We start from the raw sequence: 22500 nt of genomic DNA, 5'->3' as shown, positions 1-22500 counted from the left end.
TAAGAAACCACCTGCGCGCGCTTTACGCCCAATAATTCCGGATAACGCTTGCCACCTACGTATTACCGCGGCTGCTGGCACGTAGTTAGCCGTGGCTTTCTGGTTAGGTACCGTCAAGGTGCCAGCTTATTCAACTAGCACTTGTTCTTCCCTAACAACAGAGTTTTACGACCCGAAAGCCTTCATCACTCACGCGGCGTTGCTCCGTCAGACTTTCGTCCATTGCGGAAGATTCCCTACTGCTGCCTCCCGTAGGAGTCTGGGCCGTGTCTCAGTCCCAGTGTGGCCGATCACCCTCTCAGGTCGGCTACGCATCGTTGCCTTGGTGAGCCGTTACCTCACCAACTAGCTAATGCGACGCGGGTCCATCCATAAGTGACAGCCGAAGCCGCCTTTCAATTTCGAACTATGCAGTTCAAAATATTATCCGGTATTAGCCCCGGTTTCCCGGAGTTATCCCAGTCTTATGGGCAGGTTACCCACGTGTTACTCACCCGTCCGCCGCTAACTTCTTGAGAGCAAGCTCTCAATCCATTCGCTCGACTTGCATGTATTAGGCACGCCGCCAGCGTTCATCCTGAGCCAGGATCAAACTCTCCAATAAAGTTAGTTTGTCTAGCATCTAAAAATAAAAATTGACGTTTCACGTTGTTTGTTTCGTTCAGTTTTCAAAGAACTACTCGGTCGCTCATTTGCGACTCCCTTATGTTAACACTTTCAACTTTCAATGTCAACTAAGTTTTTCATTTTGTTTGCCGCGTTCTGCGTTATTGCATCGGCGACTTGTCCTATATTACACCTCTAAACCTTAATCGTCAACATGTTTTTCTAAAAAAATATAAAAAGGCTTATTTTCTTTAAAATAAGCCTTTTTATCATATACCATTCTATTCTTTTATTATTTTTCTATAATTGGTAACGAGACGATAAACTGAATAATACCATCCTCATATTCTGCTCGAATACTGCCACCTTGCAACTCAACAATACTTTTCGCAATCGCTAATCCAAGCCCCGATCCTTCTGTTACTCTACTTCTAGATTGATCTTTCTTATAAAAGCGTTCAAACAAACTCCCCAACTCTTCTCTCGTAAACTCTTCACTATGATTCGCAATTACAATTTGTATATCCCGGCGCTGCCTTTGAAGAGAAACCTTTATCTCCCCATCATCTTTACTATACTTAATCGCGTTCATTAATAAATTATCAAATACACGGACCATCTTTTCCGAATCAACCGCTGCATAGGCACGTTCCTCAGGAAACTTCTTAACAAACGTAAGTCCATGCTCTTCTGCTTGCGGTACTAACTCTTCTATTAATTGCTCTAGTAACTCATTTATACAAACCTCTTGTTTTTCCAATATAACTTGCTCATTTGTTAACTTCGTATACTCAAATAAATCTTCTATTAAATTCTTTAACTGCTCCGACTTTGCAAAAGCAATTCTCGTATATTCATCATGTTGTTCCTTATTTTCATATTTAGAATCTCGAAGTAATCGCAAGTAGCCCATAATAGAAGTCAGTGGTGTACGTAAATCGTGAGATACATTCGTAATAAGCTCATTCTTTTGCTTCTCTAATTTACGTTCCTTTTCTATATTATTCATAAGCTCTTCCGCCATATTATTAATATTCTCAGTTAAAGACGCAATCTCATCTTCACCTTTCTTCTCAATACGGTACGCTAAGTTCCCTTTTTCTATTTCCTTTACACCTTGTGCCATCGCTTCAATTTGCTTCATCTTTCTCTTTGTTATATAGAAGAAAGAGAAAATAAATACAAGTAAACCTATGAAAAACGGAAACGGTCCTTCTTGCGTATCATATATTACTTCACCTTCTGGAATCCCACTAACAAACATATATAAATTCTTATCTTCTATTGTAATAGGTGCAAAAGCTATAAATTCTTTTCTCGTACTTTCAAATTCTTTTCTACCATTCATATAATTTATTGCAAACGATGATGCATTACGAATTGTATTATGCAAATCAATTTGCTCTTCTTGCGCCTGCTTCGTTTTATATAAAACTTTACCACTCTCGTCAGTGACCAATACTTTTAAAGCTCTAGAGTTTTGTTCTAAATTTTGATTCTCTATTTCAATCATACTTGATATAGCTTCTAATTTATTTTCATGAACCGAACTATTTGCCGCTCCTTGAGCTTGGTGATTAATTCGTTCCATACCAGCCCGATAATCGATAGTCGCTTGACGATTCGCATTCTCAAAAAATGGCGCAGCTGCCTTTGCTGACAAAACTCCTAATAACGCACAAGCAGCAAAAGTAGTAATCAATTGAATTCTTATACTCTTCCGTATGCTCTTTACTAATTTCTCAATTAATTCTCTTGTTTTTCTTACATAAGTAAATGGATTAAATATCTTTTTCAATCTTATACCCCACTCCCCATACTGTTTTTATATATATTGGCTTCCTTGGATTCTCCTCAATCTTTTCACGCACTTTCCGAATATGAACCATTACCGTGTTATCCGACTGGAAAGATCTTTCGTTCCAAACCTTTTCATAAATTTGTTCCGCACTAAAGACCATCCCCGGATTACGAGCTAGTAATTCTAAAATTGAAAATTCCCTCGGGGTCAGTTTCACTTCTTCTCCATCCACAATGACCGTATGAGTAGAGATGTTTATTTTCATCTCTCCAATTTCTAACTCGTCCTCATTTTGTATAGCGAAACCATTCATTTTCATATAACGGCGTAACTGAGATTTAATTCTTGCGATTAACTCTAACGGATTGAACGGTTTCGTTACATAATCATCTGCACCTGTTGTTAATCCTAAAATTTTATCCATATCTTGCGTTTTCGCTGAAAGCATAATGATTGGCATTTCTTTTTCTTCCCTTACTTTCATACACATATGAATACCGTCTACTTTTGGCATCATAATGTCCAGTACAACTAGATGTACTTCATTTTCTTCCAGTAAACGCAATCCTTCTTCTCCATCTCCTGCTTGCAGTACTTTATATCCTTCATTCTTTAAATAGATTGTAATCAAATTTCGAATTTCTTTTTCATCATCTACGACAAGTATTGTTTCGTGTGCCACAATATCTCCCCCATCACTTTTTTAATCCCTAACTTCTATTATAGGAAAACTTCTGAAGAAAAACGCTCAGAAATCCTTAAGATTTTCTGAAGACGCAAAAAAGGTCTAGACTCCCCTTAAGTCTAGACCTTTCAAAAAACCCCTTTTATTTACGAACGTAGATGAAATATAGTACGAATAAAACTCCCATAACATACATAATTGGATGAATCTCTTTCCGACGACCACTTACTACCATTGTAATTGGATAGAAGATAAACCCGATTGCAATCCCTGTCGCAATACTATACGTAAGTGGCATTGAAATGATTGTGAAGAATGCTGGTACTGCAATCTCAAATTTCTTCCAATCAATTTCACCTAAAGATGAAACCATTAAGATTCCTACAATAATTAACGCTGGCGCTGTTACAGCTGGTGTCACAACACTTAAGAGTGGTGAGAAGAATAGCGCTAGCAAGAAGAACCCCGCTGTTACAACTGCTGTAAATCCAGAACGTCCACCCGCTGCTACCCCTGCAGAAGATTCAATATAAGACGTTGTTGTTGATGTACCTAAGATCGCACCGATTACAGTTGCAATCGCATCTGCAAATAATGCTTTTCCTGCACGTGGTAATTTATTATTCTTCATTAATCCAGCTTGATTCGCAACCGCTACAAGTGTACCTGCTGTATCAAAGAAATCGATGAAGAAGAACGTTATAATAACAATCACCATTTGAACAGTGAAAATATCTCCGAAGTGCGTTAATGCCACACCGAACGTTGGTTCTAGACTCGGTATTGCTCCCACTACAGCTTTTGGAGTATCAATTAATCCTGTCGCTACTCCTAAGATTGCTGTAAGAATCATACCGTAGAACACTGCACCATTAACTTTCTTAATCATGAAGATGATTGTAGTAACAACTCCGAAAATCGCTAGTAACGTTGTGCCCTTTGTTAAATCCCCCAATCCAACAAGGACAGCATCATTTTTCACGATAATTCCAGCATTTTGGAATCCAAGGAAAGCAATGAATAATCCGATACCTGCCGCTACTGCGAACTTTAACTCTGATGGAATCGCATTAATGATTTTTTCACGAATACCTGAAGCAGTAAGAATAATAAAGATAATACCTGACATTAATGTTCCGGCAATCGCTGTTTGCCATGGAATACCCATCGTTAACACTGCCGTATAGGCAAAGAATGCGTTAATTCCCATCCCCGGTGCCAAAGCAATTGGATACTTCGCGAATATCCCCATAATTAACGAACCAATCGCTGCTGCTAATGCTGTAGCAACGAATACTGCACCTGGATCCATTCCTGTACCTGCTGGTAACCCTTTAACATTTCCAAGTGACAGCGTAGCAGGATTGACAAATAGTACATAAGCCATAGATAAAAATGTCGTTAAACCTGCTATGAACTCTGTTTTATAATTTGTGCCGAGTTCATCAAACTGAAAATAGCGTTTCATCTTACGTTTCCCCCGTTATATGATTACTCGCCGTAATCTCCCTAGCCCTCTTTTATCTATTAAAAATAAAAAAGGCTTCCATTGCATATACATGGAAGCGTTCTATGAATAAAGACAAGTTTCCCCTCATCTTTATAGAAACGCCTCGTAGTCAAGCCATTTACGGTAGCTAGGTAGAAACTTTCGGGCCATATCCCCGATATTATACGACGGCATAATATTCACTTTTCGTTTGAATTACATACTCATATTAACCCGATGAAGTAGTTTTGTCAATTTAAAAACGAACATTTTTATAAACTTTTATACTTTCGTTCGTATTAAGGGTAAAAATACAAAAGATCCATCTATGCATGAGCAATAGATGGATCTTTTATTATGATACTATTCCCACTCAATAGTTGCTGGTGGCTTACTTGTTATATCATACACGATACGGTTAACGTGTTTTACTTCGTTTACGATACGTACAGAGATTTTCTCTAGTACGTCCCAAGGGATACGTGCCCAGTCAGCTGTCATACCGTCGATAGATGTTACTGCGCGGATACCTACTGTGTAATCGTAAGTACGCTCGTCACCCATAACACCTACGCTACGCATACCAGGAAGCGCAGTGAAGTATTGCCAAACTTCGCGGTCTAAGCCTGCTTTAATAATTTCTTCACGTAAAATCGCATCAGATTCACGAACGATTTCTAATTTTTCTTCTGTGATTTCACCTAATACACGAATACCAAGACCAGGGCCTGGGAATGGTTGACGCCATACGATTTCATCAGGAATTCCTAGTTCTGATCCTAATACACGTACTTCATCTTTAAATAAAGTGTTTAAAGGCTCAATTAATTTGAACTGCATGTCTTCTGGAAGTCCACCAACATTATGGTGAGATTTAATTGTTTGTGCAGTTGCAGTACCACTCTCAACGATATCTGTATAAAGTGTACCTTGTGCTAAGAAGTCCATACCTTGTAATTTAGAAGCTTCATCATCAAAAACGTAAATGAATTCGTTACCGATGATTTTACGTTTTTGCTCTGGATCTTCTACACCTTTTAACTTGTTCATGAAGCGCTCTTTCGCATCCACTTTAATAACGTTCATATGGAAGCCTTCGCTAAATGTTTTCATAACACCTTCTGCTTCATCTTTACGAAGTAAACCGTGGTCAACGAAAATACATGTTAATTGGTCGCCGATTGCTTTATGAATTAATACTGCTACAACAGAAGAGTCTACACCGCCGCTAAGTGCGCATAGTACTTTTTTGTCCCCAACAGTTTCACGGATTTTCTCTAATTCTACTTCAATAAAGTTCTCCATGTTCCATCCTTCAGAACAACCACATGCGCCGAATACGAAGTTTTTAATTAAATCGTTACCGTGCTCAGAGTGACGTACTTCTGGGTGGAATTGTACACCGTATAAGTTTTGCTCTTCATTGCTCATACCAGCAATTGGACAAGACTCACTTGTTGCGTCTACTACGAATCCTTCAGGTAAACCAGTTACTAAGTCACCATGACTCATCCATACAACTTGCTCTTCTGGAAGGTTCGTATATAATTTTGATTCGTTCTCTACTTTAAGAACAGCTTTTCCGTACTCACGGTGGTTTGCACGTTCTACTTTACCACCGAAGTGTTGTGTCATAAGCTGCATACCGTAACAAATACCGAAGATCGGTAATCCTAGTTCAAAGATTTTTTCATCACAATGTAATGCGCCTTCACCGTATACACTATTTGGTCCACCAGAGAAGATAATCCCTTTTGGATTCATTGCTTTAATTTCTTCTGCAGTAATTGTATGTGGATGAAGTTCACTGTATACACCGAACTCACGAATTCGACGTGCTATTAACTGATTGTACTGACTCCCAAAATCTAAAACGATAATTGTATCATGCTGCTTCTTCAAAATAATCACCCCAACGTTAGTTCTCGTATATAAATATTTTTACCAATTAGGCAAAAAGCATTACTAATATAATAAAAAAAGCCAGTCCTCCGCCTCTAGTCTCATAACAAAGAAAAGGCAGGGGTCTGGCTTTATAAAGAAAGATAGTCTTCCGCTCTTTATAAATATAAGACACACTGCCTTCATAGTCAGGTTGTTTACGGTAACCCGGTAGAGACTCTCAAACCTTATCTTTGAGGATATATGAAGGATCGTTTTATATTATCTTCCTAGATTCTAACAATGAAGTATCTATATGGTCAAGAGAGAAAGCGACAAAATTCTACAGAAATTAAATTCCTTTTCTAAAAGACACCTATGAATAATTTTTCTTAAGAATAAAAATCAATTACTTAAGCCCTTATATTTTCTGGCAGATTTTTTATTAACTCAGACAAAGAATCAAATCCCATGTTTTTTATCTGTTCATGCATCTTTAAAGAATAAACCCTGTCATACCCATGTTTTTCAACCGAATATACAAAGGACTCCATACCTTTGATTTGCTTAATTCTCAAATAATCCGCATCACTTAAACTCCCCGTCCTACATTTGATATACATATTAATAGCATCATGGTATAAATTATTTATCCTTTTACGCCCTATTGAAATTTTTCTATAATTATTTGCATCCTTAGTAACACTAACTCCTGTAATCCTAACATGATTGGAGATATTTAAATCCACTAACGATACTTTATTCGGATTAATTTTTAATTTATACCTTTTTAATAACCCCGATACTAATTCTAAGATAACCTTTAATAGTGTATCTGGAATATTTGAAATTGATTTAAAGGATATTGTTAAATCATCAGCATACCTAGTATAAATTAAATTTTCTAACCCTAATCTTTTCAATTTCCCGTAAAGGATATTATCAAATTCTTTTAAGTATATATTCGAAAGAATAGGTGAGGTCACCAATCCCAGAGGTATACCCCGTTTGTCTAGACTGCATACATCTATTAACTTGGAAATTTCTATTTTAGTTGTCTCTTTTTGTTTTGAATCTAAATTCAATTGTGAGTATAAAACTTCTAGCAATATTTTATGATTTATACTATTAAAAAAATCCTTAATATCAATTTTCAAAAATATATCATTATACATATGTGCCTTCGCATTATAAAATATCGATGAATTACTCACATATGCTTTAGTGAATTTTGAAAATATCAACCTTTCCTCTAAATACTCTTTTATCTGAACATGAAGTCTTCGTATTGATTCATCCTTATAAGTAATTATTTTTCTTATTTTCCCTTTTTTTCTAATGTATTTGACTTCATACCACATTTTCTTTTCATTCAAGGATTCAACACCTCCGCAAGACCACCATCAGTAGGCGCAACAATCAACCCCTCATATCTAGTTAAAATAGAATTGAACTCATTCGTTATAATTAATTTGGTATTAGCACTATTGATATCAATCATTTTAATCCCATACATGACATAAATAAAATAAGAAACTGCACTTGAAATATTAATATCTTTGTACAAAACCTCAATACTTATTTTTTCAGATTTTAATGATGGCTCTTCACTAATAACACTTCTATGAATAAATTCAAATAACTTTTGTTTAAGGACAGATATAACCTTAAACAAAACTCGCTTTCTTTTTTCCATTCTCCCCCCATTACTGTTGCTAATAGGGGTTCTCAATGCAACTCTTATATCATCCACAGTGAATAAACTAGTTAATAGTATAACTAAATGTTCCAGATTTAAAACCACTTCAATTTGCTTTCCTGTAATACGATACTTACTAATTTTATTATTATTCATGTTAAAAATATTAGATTTTTCTATAACTAATTCTTTTTTTCCCATAGATAATGTATTAATTAACCGAGATTGCAAATCCGCCCCTAGAGCATTATCCACAAAATAAGTATGAGGCTTTATAAAATCTGACGACACTTCATAAAAATAGCGTCCTGGATAATACCGTATTATTTCAAGGTTGTATTCAGGGAAAAACCCGTTATTATAGGCTAACTTCATAAATCCAGTAATAACATCTTCTTCAGTTGAATAGGTATCTGGCGCTAAAATAATTAACTTTTCACTAACTGTTTTATCACTAGAAAAAAGCCCTATTTCAGCCGCAGTCGATATACTCTCATGAAAGACAATAACCCTGTCACTCATAAAACTCGTAAGAACCTCTATTGATTTTAAGCTTCTCATATTTATGTCATTATAGTTCAATTTATCCTTGAAGTTTCTGAACATAAAATGTTCTTCTAAAATTAAACATTTATACGATGAATTCATAGATTCTATATATTTTTTCAACACAATTCTCTTATCCAATTTCTCTTGATTAAAATCATCAAAAAAACTACCACATAAAAAAAAAATCCTTAAAGGATTATCTATAGTTTCTTTTAGCTTAAAGTATGAAAGATTTTTATCCATTGCAACATAACCCCCAAAAAATAAAAAGAGTCCTACTAAAAATGTTCATGAATTTTATTGTAAATGCTCTTTAATTTTTATAACGTTCCGAGCTGGAGCAAAGATTGCGGAAGCGAGCGGTTGTTATAAAAATTAAAAGCATTCTTGTAAAACATTGAACGCAAGTTCAGAACATTTTTTCATTTTGTAGTTATCAAAACCTTAACCGCTAAGGTAACTGTTATAACCGACAGTTGTACTAGGACTCTTTATAACTTCAATATACCACTAATACATCTTAATTAAAACTCTATTTGATTAAATATTAAATCTATCTCCTTAGCTATTTTAGAATTATGGTACACATCACTTATACGCAAATCAACATCATACCCTTTTTCTTTTAAAATATCCCCATAGTTTTTACTTCTATAAAAAGAAGATAAAATAATAAATTTCTTTAATTGTCTAGATTTCCTAATTGTTGCACTTGATTCACTCACTACATACTCTTTGTCCACTATTAGACTAATTAAAATCATCAAATCATAGTAACTTACATCAAAATCAGCTACCGACTTAAATGTTGCAGTTTTAAACAATTTAATATCCTCGTGATTTTCATCCGTCTCTTTTGGCATTGCAAATCCTACCTCAAAAGATCGTCCTTCAACTTCTAAGACTAATAAGTTTTCAAATTTATTTTTTTCATACTCTCTTAACCAATTCTGCATAATCACAAAAATATTTTCGGGTGCTTCAGCCATGATATTTATTATATCAACATCAGTTAAATATATTTTCCTACCATATCCATCTTCAAATAATATCTTTGTTTTTCTTAATTGCTTTCGGAAAACAAAGCTCACGTCATTCGATATAGCCTCCAAATTATGGTTAGGACTATAAATAAATTTTTTATTATTCTTGTCTTGTACTTCTTTTGTATACAAAAGATCCAATGCGGTTAGCCAATCCATTTTAATCTCCACTCTCTATTTTAAAATCTTTCAAAATCACATACTTCCAAAATTACACAGATACTATTGCATTACATTAGGTAAAGAGGCATTGTATACTAATCAATCACTAAAAACTACTATGCTTTTATCACCTTAAAAGTACAGTCAGACAATTTATACAGCAATATTAAGAAAAGAGATTTCTCATAAATACGGATAAGTAATGAGGAATCTTGAACAATATTCACTAAATTAATTGCAGGATTCTAAAAATTCATAATACACCTAATTAAAAGGCATCAGCTATAACCGTATCATGTCTATCAAAAAACACAATAACATTTGATTGTATTTTTTAATTCCAATTTTAAAAAATGTTAATCACACGAATTCTGCCATAGCATATTATACCTGTGGTATTGCCTTTTACCACTTTCATTTATTTACAATTTCTTTTAAATTGTAGTACTCACAATAAAAATCTCCCGACTGTGTAGTAACTTGCTTCGTCCTGAATAGGGCATCTATAAATGAATCAACATCATGACCGTCATCTAAAATCATCATAAATTGCTGCAGGCTAATAAATGTACAATCAAAATACGTATGTTTTAAATCTCGTTGTTCACCGTAAATATCATTTAAATCATCATATTGTTTTTTCAGTTTCTGAATCATTTTTCTTAAATCTTTTAAAATAAAATCCTCATCAGGATTAGTTGCTTGAATATCACATACAGTGAGCAGAGATAATATTTCCGTAACAATTAGACTATTATTTAAAAAACCATAATCCCACGCAGACAGACTCACTCGCTCAATGATACGATCATCAAATTCCACCGTTTGCGTTTGCAATCCACGGCAGCGTTTAGGATTTAGGTGTTTTCTTAATTCCAGCTTTTTGTCCCTTCTCAACTTACTTTCATGCTTCCCTAATTGAATTTGCGATGAAACAAGACTCTTTGATAAATCATTAAATTGGTGTACTCCACTCCCTGCCATAGCTTTCCTCGTTAATGGTTTCTTTTTTATCTCTACAAATATAACTTTATTTTCAGTCTCCAAAATCAAATCACATTCTTCGTCCTGATCGTAATATCCGTGTTTATATGGGATCCCTTTTCGCTCCAACAACTGTTTCACTACCTCTTCTAGATGCGATCCGAGTTCACCATCAAATTTATCAGGATAACACTGACGTATACACTGACTTAAAGCCTCATAGAAAGCAATAGCACCCCAAGATTGATCCATAAATAAATATCTGTCTTGTTTTCTTAAATAAATTAAGGGTTTTTGTCCAAAATCAGTTATACTATACGGATCCGTATAATCTTTATTTATCGATTTTTTATGACTAAACAGATTTAACATTATATCAATATGCTCTTTTTTTATATGTGAAAATACTTTATACAGTTCATCTTTAGTTACACTAATAAAAGCCCCCTTATCCCGTCTTCCGATAAAGTAACCTATAAATTCCAACAGCTGAGAGGGTAAAATCTTCATTTTAGATTTTAATTCTAATTTATCTAACCAAGGCAATAACATTAATTTTATAAGTTTTAACACATAAGATGGATTCCATTGTCTGATGGAAATAATGCTATCAAAAGCGGTATTTTTATGTATATAATCACTAAAGGTATTAGGATCTAAATACATCTCACTGTATCTTTGATATTCTTGTATATCTAATACAGACACAAAACATCTTGATAATTCAATTAACTCTTTAAAACCTTCACTAGAATTCTTATGCGTATAACGTACAGGGTGCTTTACACATATATTCAGTAAATATCCAAAAGGAATTTGAGGCCCAGCAAATTCTTCTCCTCCAAAACCATTTTGCCGCCTTACTATTAGATACCTTCGTAAATTTGAATTATACGCTACTTTTTGTAAAAATTGCAGCAACATTTCTGCTACCGTTAATCCTCCTAATTCTTTAACCTTATTTTCAATATTACGACTTAATCGTATATAGCTTTCTTCAGTTAAATGTACTCGACCATTACTAACACTAATTTGATAGCCCTTTTTTACTAATTTAACAGCGTCTTTACCAACATGATACTCTCGAGGGTGTATAATTTCCGGTTCAAGGGAATCTTTATATCCAAGTTCATTCTCAATATAATTCAAATCAATAATAAGTTTAATAATCTGTTCCCATTCACTACTATCTACTAGTGGTTTAGTCATAGCACCGTAATATGTGATTCTAGATAATAAATCATAATAGGGATTCAATTCATTATTCTCAACAAGATGTCGTAAGTACAAATGTTTCTGAAGATTATTGAAATAATTGTTCTTAACTTGAGTAGGTTCAACTACTCTTTGGAAATCAACAAGTTTATTTTTTAAAACTTCACGAACTTCAAAAAATGTTTTACATTCTTCATCTAAATTTATACCTTGGCGTTTACATATTTCCTCTAATTCAAATGAATTTATAACTTTTAAACATCTATCTACAAGTGTCTTCCATATAACATCTAAATTATCAAGGTTCATGCGACAGATTACACTCCTTACTTAATTTTGTTGAATACTATTTCAAAATTAGTTGCATGTATTGTTCACTCTTTTTCGTCACCACTTAAACAAATCCCCTCTAAAAATCTAGATACCTCAACTTCATAAATAAGAAAAGGCTACCTCCCTTCATCAAGGAAGTAGCCTTCTTCTCATTAACTACTTATACATTGAACAGCTTCACAGAGTGATGCTTATTACATCATTCCGCCCATACCGCCCATGCCCATGCCGCCCATGTCAGGCATTGCTGGTGCATTTGGTTCTGGCTTGTCAGCTACTACAGCTTCAGTCGTTAAGAACATAGCTGCAACAGATGCTGCGTTTTGAAGTGCAGAACGAGTTACTTTAGCTGGATCTACGATACCAGTTTCAAGCATGTTAACCCACTCGCCAGTAGCTGCGTTGAAACCAACGCCTACTTTTTCGCCTTTTAGACGCTCTACAACTACAGATCCTTCTAGACCAGCGTTGATTGCGATTTGACGAACTGGCTCTTCTAATGCACGAAGTACGATGTTGATACCTGTTGCTTCGTCGCCTTCAGCTACGATAGAAGCTACTTTCGTGTATACGTTCATAAGTGAAGTACCACCACCTGCAACGATACCTTCTTCTACTGCTGCACGAGTTGAGTTCAGTGCATCTTCAATGCGAAGTTTGCGCTCTTTCAACTCAGTTTCAGTTGCTGCACCTACTTTAATTACCGCTACGCCACCTGCAAGTTTTGCAAGACGCTCTTGTAATTTTTCACGATCGAATTCAGAAGTAGTTTCTTCTAATTGCGCACGGATTTGACCGATACGAGCTTCGATTTGTTGTGAATTTCCGATACCTTCAACTACAGTTGTGTTTTCTTTCGTTACAACAACTTTACCAGCGCGTCCTAAAGATTCAATTGTAGCAGATTTTAAGTCACGACCTAATTCTTCAGTGATTACTTCGCCACCAGTTAAGATTGCGATATCTTCTAGCATTGCTTTACGACGGTCACCAAATCCAGGAGCTTTAACAGCTACTACATTGAATGTACCACGAAGTTTGTTCACTACTAATGTAGCTAAAGCTTCGCCTTCTACGTCTTCAGCGATGATAAGAAGTGGTTTACCTTGTTGTACCACTTGCTCTAATACTGGTAAGATTTCTTGGATGTTAGAAATCTTCTTATCAGTAATTAAGATGTATGGGTTATCAAGAACTGCTTCCATTTTGTCAGAATCAGTAATCATGTAAGGAGATGCATATCCACGATCAAATTGCATACCTTCTACTACATCTAATTCTGTTGTGAATCCTTTAGATTCTTCTAAAGTAATAACACCGTCGTTACCAACGCGTTCCATTGCTTCAGCGATTAATTGACCTACTTCTTCGTCAGCTGCAGAAATAGCAGCTACTTGTGCGATAGAAGATTTACCTTCGATTGGTTTAGAAATCTCTTTTAATTCTGCAATTGCAGCAGTAACAGCTTTTTCGATACCTTTACGAAGACCCATTGGGTTCGCACCAGCTGTTACGTTTTTAAGACCTTCACGAATCATAGCTTGTGCTAATACAGTTGCAGTTGTCGTTCCATCACCAGCTACATCATTTGTTTTGCTAGCAACTTCTGCTACTAATTTTGCACCCATGTTTTCGAATGCATCTTCTAATTCGATTTCTTTTGCGATTGTTACACCGTCATTTGTAATAAGTGGTGAACCGAATTTTTTCTCAAGTACAACGTTACGACCTTTTGGTCCAAGCGTTACTTTAACTGCGTTTGCAAGAGTGTCGACACCGCGAAGCATCGAACGACGTGCTTCTTCACTAAATTTAATATCTTTTGCCATAATAATTGACCCCCTTGAATTTTTTAAGATTTATATAATTAACCAATAACTGCTAAAATGTCACTTTCACGTAAAATCAAGTAGTCAGTACCTTCGTATTTTACTTCAGTACCTGCATATTTTGAGAAGATGATAAGATCACCTGCTGCTACCTCTAAAGCAACACGCTCACCATTTTCAAGCACTCGACCAGTACCTACTGCAATAACTTTACCCTCTTGTGGTTTTTCTTTTGCAGTGTCTGGTAATACAATACCACTTGCTGTTTTTTCTTCTGCTTGAACAAGCTCAATTACAACGCGATCACCTAATGGCTTTAGCATGAACAATAACCTCCTCATTTTGTTATGTAAATTTTATTTATTAGCACTCAAGTCACTCGAGTGCTAACACACTTATAATAATAAATAATCTCAATTTCTTTTGCAAGTAAAAAAATCATAATTTTTTCGCAAATTAAGCTATACACTTTTCTATATAGAGTCCCTCTTCTTCTACCTGTACCATATGAATCGTTGTTTCCACTACTCGTATGTTACAATATGAAAGGACACCCTAAGTTGTTTTCGCTATGCACACAACTTTCTCCTGTCTTCTATTATAATTTCAAATAAGGATTTACGAAAAAAACATAATTTAAGTGAAGTTTATATCGTAGGTAGCATACTTACATGTTATCCTACCTTATCTCATACACTAGAGTTAGAAAGGATGGTTAAACCATTTGAAAAAACAATATTGGTGGGTTATCGTTACATACATTTTAATGCAGTTATCATCCATTGCTGGATTACCACTTCTGCTGAAAACTGGACTTTATGATAACAGAGGATTTACTAGAGAAGAAAAATTTCAACTCATAACTGGCCACTGGGCAATCATTAGCTTCTTTATTGCATTATGTATCGTACTTTGGTTACTTAGAACAGATATTCGTGACAGACGTTTAGATACAATGCGCTCTACTGTTCCAGCTACGATTGGTTGGATTTTTATCGGGTTCTTCTTAGCATTTTTCTCACAAAGTATTGCCGGTATGATAGAAATGCGTGTATTAGGAATTAAACCTGGATCAGAAAATACAGCAAGACTTATGGATATCGCAAGAACGACACCTTGGTTCCTTATCGTCATCTCTATAATAGGACCTATTTTGGAAGAAATCGTATTTAGAAAAATTTTATTTGGTACACTTTATAAGAAGTTTAACTTCTTTATCGCTGCTATCATTAGTTCTCTCGTATTCGCAGCAATCCATTTTGATTTCACTCACTTATTGGTATACACTTCTATGGGACTCGTATTCGCCTTTTTATATGTAAAAACGAAGCGTATTATCGTCCCTATCGCAGCTCATGTTGCAATGAATACATTAGTTGCAGTTGCTCAAGTTTTAATGAGCAATGAACAAATTCAAGAAATGATTAAAGAAGCTGAAAAAATGCAAGGCTTTATCGGAGGATTTTTAGTATGAGGAACTCACCATTGTTCATGGCTGCATTGTACTTCCTTCTAGGATGTATCTTTACACGCTTCGCCATTACGAACGTAACAGATACAATCTGGAATATGTGGACAATACTATTTGCAGTTATGGCAACAATTGATTTTAATTTGGCACTTCGCCTTATCTTAGTTAAATTCACAAAGAAAAAACAATAATAAAACGCAGAGGTCGATTCCTCTGCGTTTTATTGTGGATAATTCTTCAAAAAGTAAACAAGTGTTTGTAACTCTACCGCTAAATCAATATGGTGAATTCTTATATTATCTGACACATTTAAGCGCGCTGGTGTGAAATTTAAAATACCATGCACGTTCGTTTCTGCCAATCTATCTGCTACAGATTGTGCTACTGTAGCGGGTACTGTTAATATTGCCACTTGTATATCAGTTGATAAACGTTCTTCTAATTCATCTAAATGATATACAGGAATGCCCCCGATTTCTGTCCCGACTTTCTCTTCACTAACATCAAACGCCATTTCAATTTTTGTATTATTGTTTTTCGTGAAATTATAATGTAAGAAAGCGGTCCCTAAATTACCTACTCCAATAAGTGCTACACGTGTTATATCATCTTGGTCGAGTGTTTCACGGAAAAATGATAATAAATAATTTACGTTATATCCATAACCTTTTTTCCCTAACGCTCCAAAATATGAAAAATCTCTTCGAATCGTTGCGGAATCAACTTTTACCGCTTCGCTCAATTCGGCTGATGAAACACGTTGCTTACCAGAAAGAGATAAGTTTTGGATAAATCGATAGTATAGAGGCAATCGTTTGGCAGTGGCCTGTGGAATTTTTTGCTGATCCATATAACCTCTCCTCTCTTCCTATCTTTATTCATATACTTGAATCAAATACAGAAGTTTAGCACTCATGAATTTCCCTGTATAATAAAGAGAAGAAGTATTCTCTCTTTATTTTAAACTATACACTATTTTTAGTATGATTGAGAAATATAAACATGGCAAAGTTAAGAAATTATTTGAGGTGAAAACATTGATTTTATTACAAGTAAACGCGCTTACGAAATTATACGGTGCAGAAACGATTCTTGCAAACATAAAATTAGAAGTTCAAACGAAAGATCGTATTGCATTAGTCGGACGAAATGGGGCCGGAAAATCTACATTATTAAAAATAATAGCTGGTGAGCTATCTCATGATGGTGGCGAAATTATAAAACCGAAAGATGTCTCAATCGGATATTTAGCTCAAAATACCGGATTAGAAACATCTTTAACAATTTGGGATGAAATGTTAACCGTCTTTACACACTTGCAGCAAATGGAGACAAAACTTCGAAGGCTAGAGCAAGAGATGGGAAAAGAAGAAAACTTTTCAAACGAGGCTACATATGAAAGATTATTAGCTGATTATGACCAATTGCAATTAGATTATAAAGATCAAGGTGGATATCAATATGAAGCAGATATTCGCTCAATTTTAAGTGGTCTTGGCTTCCCAGTTGAAACGCACCAGACGACGATTTCTACATTAAGCGGTGGACAAAAAACACGATTAGCTCTCGGTAAATTATTATTAACGAAACCAGACCTACTTATTTTGGACGAGCCTACAAACCATTTAGACATCGAAACATTAACATGGCTTGAACAATATTTACAAGGCTATCCTGGCGCAATACTAATCGTTTCCCATGACCGTTATTTCTTGGATAAACTCGTTACACAAGTATATGAAATTTCGAATAAAGAAAGCAGACGATTTGTTGGTAACTACAGTAAATATTTAGACTTAAAATCAGCATTATACGAGCAAGACATGAAACGTTATGAAAAACAACAAGATGAAATCGCTAAGCTTGAGGATTTCGTTCAAAAAAATATAGCGCGCGCATCTACGACAAAACGTGCTCAAAGCCGTCGTAAACAATTAGATAGAATGGAATTATTGACTAGACCATTAGGTGATTCTAAGTCAGCATCCTTCCACTTCGATATCGAAAAACAAAGTGGAAATGATGTTTTACAAGTAAAGGATGCAACTATCGGCTATGATGATGATCCGATTATTGAACATGTAACTATGCGTCTAACTCGCGGGGATAGCGTTGCTTTAGTTGGTCCAAACGGAATTGGGAAATCCACATTATTAAAATCACTTGTGAATAAGTTACCACTATTAAATGGTGATGTTTCTTTCGGATCCAATGTATCTGTTGGTTATTATGATCAAGAACAAGCAAACTTAACATCTTCTAAGCGAGTTTTAAATGAGTTATGGGATGAATATCCACTGCAGCCCGAAAAAGAAATTCGCACGATATTAGGTAACTTCTTATTCACAGGGGATGATGTACTAAAACCAGTATCTTCTCTTAGTGGTGGACAAAAAGCTCGATTAGCTCTTGCAAAACTTATGATGCAAAAATCGAATTTATTAATTCTCGATGAACCTACGAACCATCTTGATTTAAATAGTAAAGAAATTTTGGAGAATGCTTTAATTGATTATCCAGGCACCCTTCTATTTGTTTCACATGACCGCTACTTTATTAATCGTGTAACGACGACCGTTGTTGAGTTGTCAACAGAAGGTGCACAAGAGTATTTAGGCGATTACGATTACTATGTGGAGAAGAAAAATGAAATGATTGAACGTGCAGCATTTGAACAACAAGAACAGCAAGAAAACCAAGCACCTGTTCAAAAAACTGTAGCTCAAGAAAAATTAAATTATCTCGAAGAAAAAGAGCGTAAACAATTAGAACGTCAACGCACTCGAAAAATTGAGGAGCTAGAACAAAATATTGTAGAATTTGAAGAAGAAATTGCTACGTTAGAAGATCAACTTTGCTTACCAGAAATATACGCAGATTATGAAAAGGCTAGTGAAATTACAACGAAAAAGCAAACACTACAAGAGCAACTTGATGCTTGTATGGCAGAATGGGAAGAATTACATTTATAAGAGTATGAATAAGAGGGATGTCTCATAAGTCGGGATTTTTGACTATGCGACATCCTTTTTATCTTCTAGCTGGGGTATAAACGATTCGACACGACATACCGATTTACCGACAAAGTTTGACCATGTTGGCGCCCCCTATAATACGGGCACATTTCAAAATGTTTTTTAGAGATATCTTCTTGCGATTTATTTCCCAAAAAAGAATACATTCAAAGGTCAGACTTCACCTACTTTATCCACAGGTTTATACACATATCCACCTTTATAAAATAAACCCCCAAATAACCTTTCCACATTATCCACAACTAACAAAAAAGTTATCAACATTTTATATACACAATAAAACCCATATTATCAACAGATAATATGGGTTTTATCCACAAGCTGTGGTTAATTTTGTGCATAACTATGCTTCAATATCTAATCCTGGATTTGCATTTAAAGCTAATGTAGCACGTTTTCCTTGTTCATATGCAATTGTACCTGCGGCTGCAATCATCGCTGCATTATCGGTACATAAAGATAGTGGAGGAATAATTAGCTCGATATTTTCTTTTGTCGCAAATTCCGCTTCCAAACGTGCGCGAAGTCCTTTATTCGCAGCTACTCCACCAGCAAGAAGCAGTTGCTTTACGTTATACGCTTCTGCTGCACGAGATGCTTTCGTTACAAGCACATCTATTACACTCGCTTGGAAACTTGCTGCTAAATCTTCCGGTGCAATTTCTATCCCGCGTTGTTTTGCGTTATGCACAGTGTTGATAACTGCTGATTTCAATCCACTGAAACTGAAATCATACGAATCAGGTTCTAGCCATGCACGAGGCAAATCGATTGTCGGTTCCCCTTCATGTGCAAGGCGATCAATATGAGGACCACCTGGATATGGCATGGATAACGTTCGAGCTACTTTATCATATGCCTCTCCAGCTGCATCATCTCTCGTTTCACCAATCACTTCGAATGAACCATGTTCTTTCATATAAACAAGCTCCGTATGTCCACCAGATACAACAAGTGATAGTAGTGGGAATTGAACTTCTTTCACTAAACGGTTCGCATAAATGTGCCCAGCGATATGATGAACACCCACTAGAGGAATATCATGTGCAAAAGCCACTGCTTTCGCTGCATTTACCCCTATTAAAAGCGCTCCTACTAAACCAGGTCCTTCTGTTACAGCAATTGCATCAATATCATCAAATGTGATATTTGCTTCTTTTAAAGCTTCTTCTAACACAACTGTAATTTCTTCTACATGATGACGGGATGCAATCTCTGGTACAACTCCGCCAAAACGTTTATGACTTTCAATTTGTGATGCAACGACATTCGCAATAATTTCCGTTCCATTTTTAACAACTGCTACTGCTGTTTCATCACAACTTGTTTCAATACCAAGTATAATCGTATTTTTTTCCATTATATATTCACCCACATTACGAGACCATCTTCCTGATTGTCTGCATAGTATCGTTTACGAATTCCACCATTTTGAAATCCGTATTTTCTGTATAACTGTTTTGCTACTTCATTTGATACACGTACTTCAAGCGTCATCGTTTTTACCCCTAAATCTTTCGCTTCGGAAATAACTTCTTTCAATAAAGCATCCCCTAGCTTTTGACCTCTGTATTCTGGCAAAATAGCTATATTTGTTATATGTGATTCATCAATAATTATCCACAATCCACAATACCCAATTACACGACCATCTTTTTCTAGCACAACATAATGTGCATGTTCATTCGTCGTTAACTCACGGTGAAAGGCATCTGCAGTCCAAGGAGTTGAAAAAGACGCTTCTTCAATAGCTACAATTTGAGCGATATCATCGAGTTCCATCTTCCTAAATATCATATCCATCTTCTGCAGACTCCTACTTGTTTTGACTTTCTAACCACTTTGTTTCAGCTTCAGCTAAACGAAGATAACTAGGAACAAATGAATGTACATCTTGTTCTTCTTTTTGTAACCCTAAGAAAGCTAACTCACTTGGTCTTGGATTATTTTTAGTAAAAGGAGCAAATACAGCTTGGTCGCCTAAATGTTCTATTATTGTTTCTTTGTGCAGTTTAACATCGTTACCAATAAATAAAACAGGCTTTCCTTTATCTTTTAACATTTGCAACCAGTCTACAATAAGGATGATTCGGTCTTCTTCTATAGAAGTTAAATGCTCTCCTTCATATGTATATAACCCAGTATAAATTTGTCCACGTCTTCCATCGAATAAAGGACAGATCAACCCATTAAAATTAGCACCGTTTGCAGCCACTACTTCTAAACTTGATACACCTACAATTGGTATTTGAAGTGACCAAGCTAATGTTTTTGCAGCTGTCACACCTATACGAACACCTGTATATGATCCAGGTCCAGCAGCTACAACGATTTTAGTTAATTCTTTCGGTTTTACACCACATTCTTTTAACAATTTCTCTACAGCTGGCATAAGACGTACAGAATGGTTTTTTGTTAAGTTTGTAATGATTTCCCCAATTACGTTTCCTTCCTCAATAAGGGATACACCCATTACGTAATTTGAAGTATCAATTGCTAGTACTTTCATCTTGTAATAGCTCCTCACATAATCTAATATATCGATATCCAATTGGCTCGAGTACAATTTTCCTTGTATCATCTCCAGTATGGAATAAACTAATTTGTAACTTCTCATTTGGTAAAAATGCTTCTATTAAATGAGCCCATTCTACTACAGTAATTCCTTCACCGTAGAAATACTCATCAAAACCTAAGTCCTCTTCACTTTCTGCTAAGCGATACACGTCCATATGATATAGCGGCAATCTCCCTTTATATTCTTTAATAATATTAAAGGTAGGACTATTTACAACTCTTTTCACTCCAAGACCTTTTGCTAGTCCTTTTGTAAAAGTTGTTTTACCAGCCCCTAGATCTCCTTCTAAAATAATTACATCTTGTGCCCCGACAAGTCCACCTAGTTTTTCTGATAATCTTTGTGTTTCCTCAGAAGAGTTTGTTGTTATTTCATATTTACTCACAGACTTCACCTACTTTGCTCCCAATGTTCTCTGCTTTTTATTATACAGGTTTTGAATATATAAAAAAGTCCTTAGGAGTTTTCCTAAGGATAGTTTGACTGTCTTTATTAGTTTTTTGTTAAAACAAATAAAAAAATACGAAACAACATGTTTCGTTCTTTTCTTTATATAAAATGGCGGTCCCGACCGGGGTCGAACCGGCGATCTCCTGCGTGACAGGCAGGCATGTTAACCACTACACCACGGGACCATTTGGTTGCGGGGACAGGATTTGAACCTGCGACCTTCGGGTTATGAGCCCGACGAGCTACCGTGCTGCTCCACCCCGCGATGATATAAATAGCCTGGCAACGTCCTACTCTCACAGGGACAAGGTCCCAACTACCATCGGCGCTAGAGAGCTTAACTTCCGTGTTCGGTATGGGAACGGGTGTGACCTCTCTGCCATCATTACCAGACTGTATTCATTTAAGACAAGAATCATCATAACTTATTTAACTTTTAAAGTCAACAAGTTTTTATATTCTTTCAAAACTAGATAACATTGCTTCATATTATATGGTTAAGTCCTCGATCTATTAGTATTCGTCAGCTCCACATGTCACCATGCTTCCACCTCGAACCTATCAACCTGATCATCTTTCAGGGATCTTACTAGCTTACGCTATGGGAAATCTCATCTTGAGGGGGGCTTCATGCTTAGATGCTTTCAGCACTTATCCCTTCCGCACATAGCTACCCAGCTATGCCCTTGG

18 protein-coding genes, 2 tRNA genes, 3 rRNA genes and 2 riboswitches (2 of these 25 running past the window's edge) are annotated in these 22500 nt (G+C 35.7%); of the genes, 3 read left to right on the top strand and 20 right to left on the bottom strand.

What is annotated here, in order from left to right; translation table 11 throughout:
• The 11 genes from J0835_RS01560 to groES all read right to left on the bottom strand — a co-directional run.
• Positions 1 to 604: ribosomal RNA gene (locus J0835_RS01560) — 16S ribosomal RNA — on the bottom strand (it extends 948 nt beyond the left edge of the window).
• Positions 605 to 898: 294 nt separating this feature from the next.
• A complete protein-coding gene (locus J0835_RS01555) occupies positions 899 to 2404 on the bottom strand; it encodes a sensor histidine kinase (protein WP_087979199.1) in 1506 nt (501 codons plus the stop codon).
• Entirely contained in the window at positions 2388 to 3089 is a 702-nt protein-coding gene (locus J0835_RS01550; RefSeq protein WP_087979198.1) for a response regulator transcription factor, read from the bottom strand. Before J0835_RS01550 ends, J0835_RS01555 begins: the two co-directional genes overlap by 17 nt.
• Before the next feature lie 145 nt (positions 3090 to 3234).
• Positions 3235 to 4560 carry an NCS2 family permease gene (locus J0835_RS01545; RefSeq protein ID WP_000833097.1) on the bottom strand — a complete coding sequence of 442 codons (1326 nt, stop codon included), beginning with the start codon at positions 4558 to 4560 and terminating at the stop codon, positions 3235 to 3237.
• 128 nt (positions 4561 to 4688) lie between these two features.
• A riboswitch (purine riboswitch) is annotated at positions 4689 to 4790 on the bottom strand.
• A gap of 154 nt (positions 4791 to 4944) precedes the next feature.
• Positions 4945 to 6483 carry a glutamine-hydrolyzing GMP synthase gene (guaA, locus tag J0835_RS01540; protein ID WP_140386644.1) on the bottom strand — a complete coding sequence of 513 codons (1539 nt, stop codon included), beginning with the start codon at positions 6481 to 6483 and terminating at the stop codon, positions 4945 to 4947.
• Between the two features lie 165 nt (positions 6484 to 6648).
• Positions 6649 to 6750: riboswitch (purine riboswitch) on the bottom strand.
• A 125-nt stretch (positions 6751 to 6875) separates the two neighbouring features.
• A complete protein-coding gene (locus J0835_RS01535; protein ID WP_087979196.1) occupies positions 6876 to 7838 on the bottom strand; it encodes a reverse transcriptase domain-containing protein in 963 nt (320 codons plus the stop codon).
• Positions 7835 to 8953, bottom strand: a complete 1119-nt coding sequence (locus tag J0835_RS01530) for a hypothetical protein (RefSeq protein WP_087979195.1) — start codon at positions 8951 to 8953, stop codon at positions 7835 to 7837. Before J0835_RS01530 ends, J0835_RS01535 begins: the two co-directional genes overlap by 4 nt.
• A 281-nt stretch (positions 8954 to 9234) precedes the next feature.
• Entirely contained in the window at positions 9235 to 9912 is a 678-nt protein-coding gene (locus J0835_RS01525; protein WP_087979194.1) for a hypothetical protein, read from the bottom strand.
• 417 nt (positions 9913 to 10329) lie between these two features.
• Entirely contained in the window at positions 10330 to 12423 is a 2094-nt protein-coding gene (locus J0835_RS01520; protein ID WP_087979193.1) for a hypothetical protein, read from the bottom strand.
• 218 nt (positions 12424 to 12641) lie between these two features.
• Positions 12642 to 14276 (bottom strand): chaperonin GroEL, encoded by a 1635-nt coding sequence (gene groL, locus J0835_RS01515; RefSeq protein ID WP_001029984.1) that lies wholly within the window; start codon positions 14274 to 14276, stop codon positions 12642 to 12644.
• Between the two features lie 38 nt (positions 14277 to 14314).
• A complete protein-coding gene (gene groES, locus J0835_RS01510) occupies positions 14315 to 14599 on the bottom strand; it encodes a co-chaperone GroES (protein ID WP_000917306.1) in 285 nt (94 codons plus the stop codon).
• Positions 14600 to 15000: 401 nt separating this feature from the next.
• Between groES and J0835_RS01505 the strand changes: the two genes are divergently transcribed.
• The gene (locus J0835_RS01505) at positions 15001 to 15750 is read left to right on the top strand and encodes a CPBP family intramembrane glutamic endopeptidase (protein WP_000745348.1); all 750 of its coding nucleotides are present in this window, start codon (positions 15001 to 15003) and stop codon (positions 15748 to 15750) included.
• Positions 15747 to 15938 carry a YdiK family protein gene (locus J0835_RS01500; RefSeq protein WP_001246201.1) on the top strand — a complete coding sequence of 64 codons (192 nt, stop codon included), beginning with the start codon at positions 15747 to 15749 and terminating at the stop codon, positions 15936 to 15938. The genes J0835_RS01505 and J0835_RS01500 overlap by 4 nt, the downstream gene beginning before the upstream one ends.
• A 29-nt stretch (positions 15939 to 15967) precedes the next feature.
• Here the strand turns inward: J0835_RS01500 and J0835_RS01495 are convergent, their stop codons facing one another.
• Positions 15968 to 16597 (bottom strand): redox-sensing transcriptional repressor Rex, encoded by a 630-nt coding sequence (locus tag J0835_RS01495; RefSeq protein WP_000372703.1) that lies wholly within the window; start codon positions 16595 to 16597, stop codon positions 15968 to 15970.
• A gap of 187 nt (positions 16598 to 16784) precedes the next feature.
• Between J0835_RS01495 and J0835_RS01490 the strand changes: the two genes are divergently transcribed.
• On the top strand, positions 16785 to 18719 hold the full coding sequence (locus J0835_RS01490) for an ABC-F family ATP-binding cassette domain-containing protein (RefSeq protein WP_000602169.1): 1935 nt from the start codon (positions 16785 to 16787) through the stop codon (positions 18717 to 18719).
• 406 nt (positions 18720 to 19125) lie between these two features.
• On the opposite strand, the gene tsaD is transcribed toward J0835_RS01490, so the two are convergent.
• From tsaD to J0835_RS01450, 8 genes are all read right to left on the bottom strand, one after another.
• A complete protein-coding gene (tsaD, locus tag J0835_RS01485) occupies positions 19126 to 20142 on the bottom strand; it encodes a tRNA (adenosine(37)-N6)-threonylcarbamoyltransferase complex transferase subunit TsaD (RefSeq protein ID WP_000414581.1) in 1017 nt (338 codons plus the stop codon).
• Positions 20142 to 20585, bottom strand: coding sequence for a ribosomal protein S18-alanine N-acetyltransferase (rimI, locus tag J0835_RS01480; protein WP_000367199.1), 444 nt, complete (start codon positions 20583 to 20585; stop codon positions 20142 to 20144). Before rimI ends, tsaD begins: the two co-directional genes overlap by 1 nt.
• A 13-nt stretch (positions 20586 to 20598) precedes the next feature.
• Complete coding sequence (gene tsaB, locus J0835_RS01475) at positions 20599 to 21291, bottom strand: tRNA (adenosine(37)-N6)-threonylcarbamoyltransferase complex dimerization subunit type 1 TsaB (protein ID WP_087979192.1); 693 nt, start codon at positions 21289 to 21291, stop codon at positions 20599 to 20601.
• Positions 21272 to 21745, bottom strand: a complete 474-nt coding sequence (gene tsaE, locus J0835_RS01470) for a tRNA (adenosine(37)-N6)-threonylcarbamoyltransferase complex ATPase subunit type 1 TsaE (RefSeq protein WP_087979191.1) — start codon at positions 21743 to 21745, stop codon at positions 21272 to 21274. The genes tsaB and tsaE overlap by 20 nt, the downstream gene beginning before the upstream one ends.
• Before the next feature lie 174 nt (positions 21746 to 21919).
• Positions 21920 to 21995: transfer RNA gene (locus J0835_RS01465), tRNA-Asp, on the bottom strand.
• A 3-nt stretch (positions 21996 to 21998) separates the two neighbouring features.
• Positions 21999 to 22075: transfer RNA gene (locus tag J0835_RS01460), tRNA-Met, on the bottom strand.
• Between the two features lie 12 nt (positions 22076 to 22087).
• Positions 22088 to 22203, bottom strand: a 5S ribosomal RNA gene (gene rrf / locus J0835_RS01455).
• A gap of 100 nt (positions 22204 to 22303) precedes the next feature.
• Positions 22304 to 22500 (bottom strand): 23S ribosomal RNA (locus J0835_RS01450) (it continues 2725 nt past the right edge of the window).

This window comes from Bacillus cereus group sp. Sample62, from assembly GCF_036851315.1.
Classification (GTDB): domain Bacteria; phylum Bacillota; class Bacilli; order Bacillales; family Bacillaceae_G; genus Bacillus_A; species Bacillus_A wiedmannii.
The sequence above is the reverse complement of the archived record's forward strand: the minus strand, read 5'-3'. Positions and strand labels throughout refer to the sequence as shown.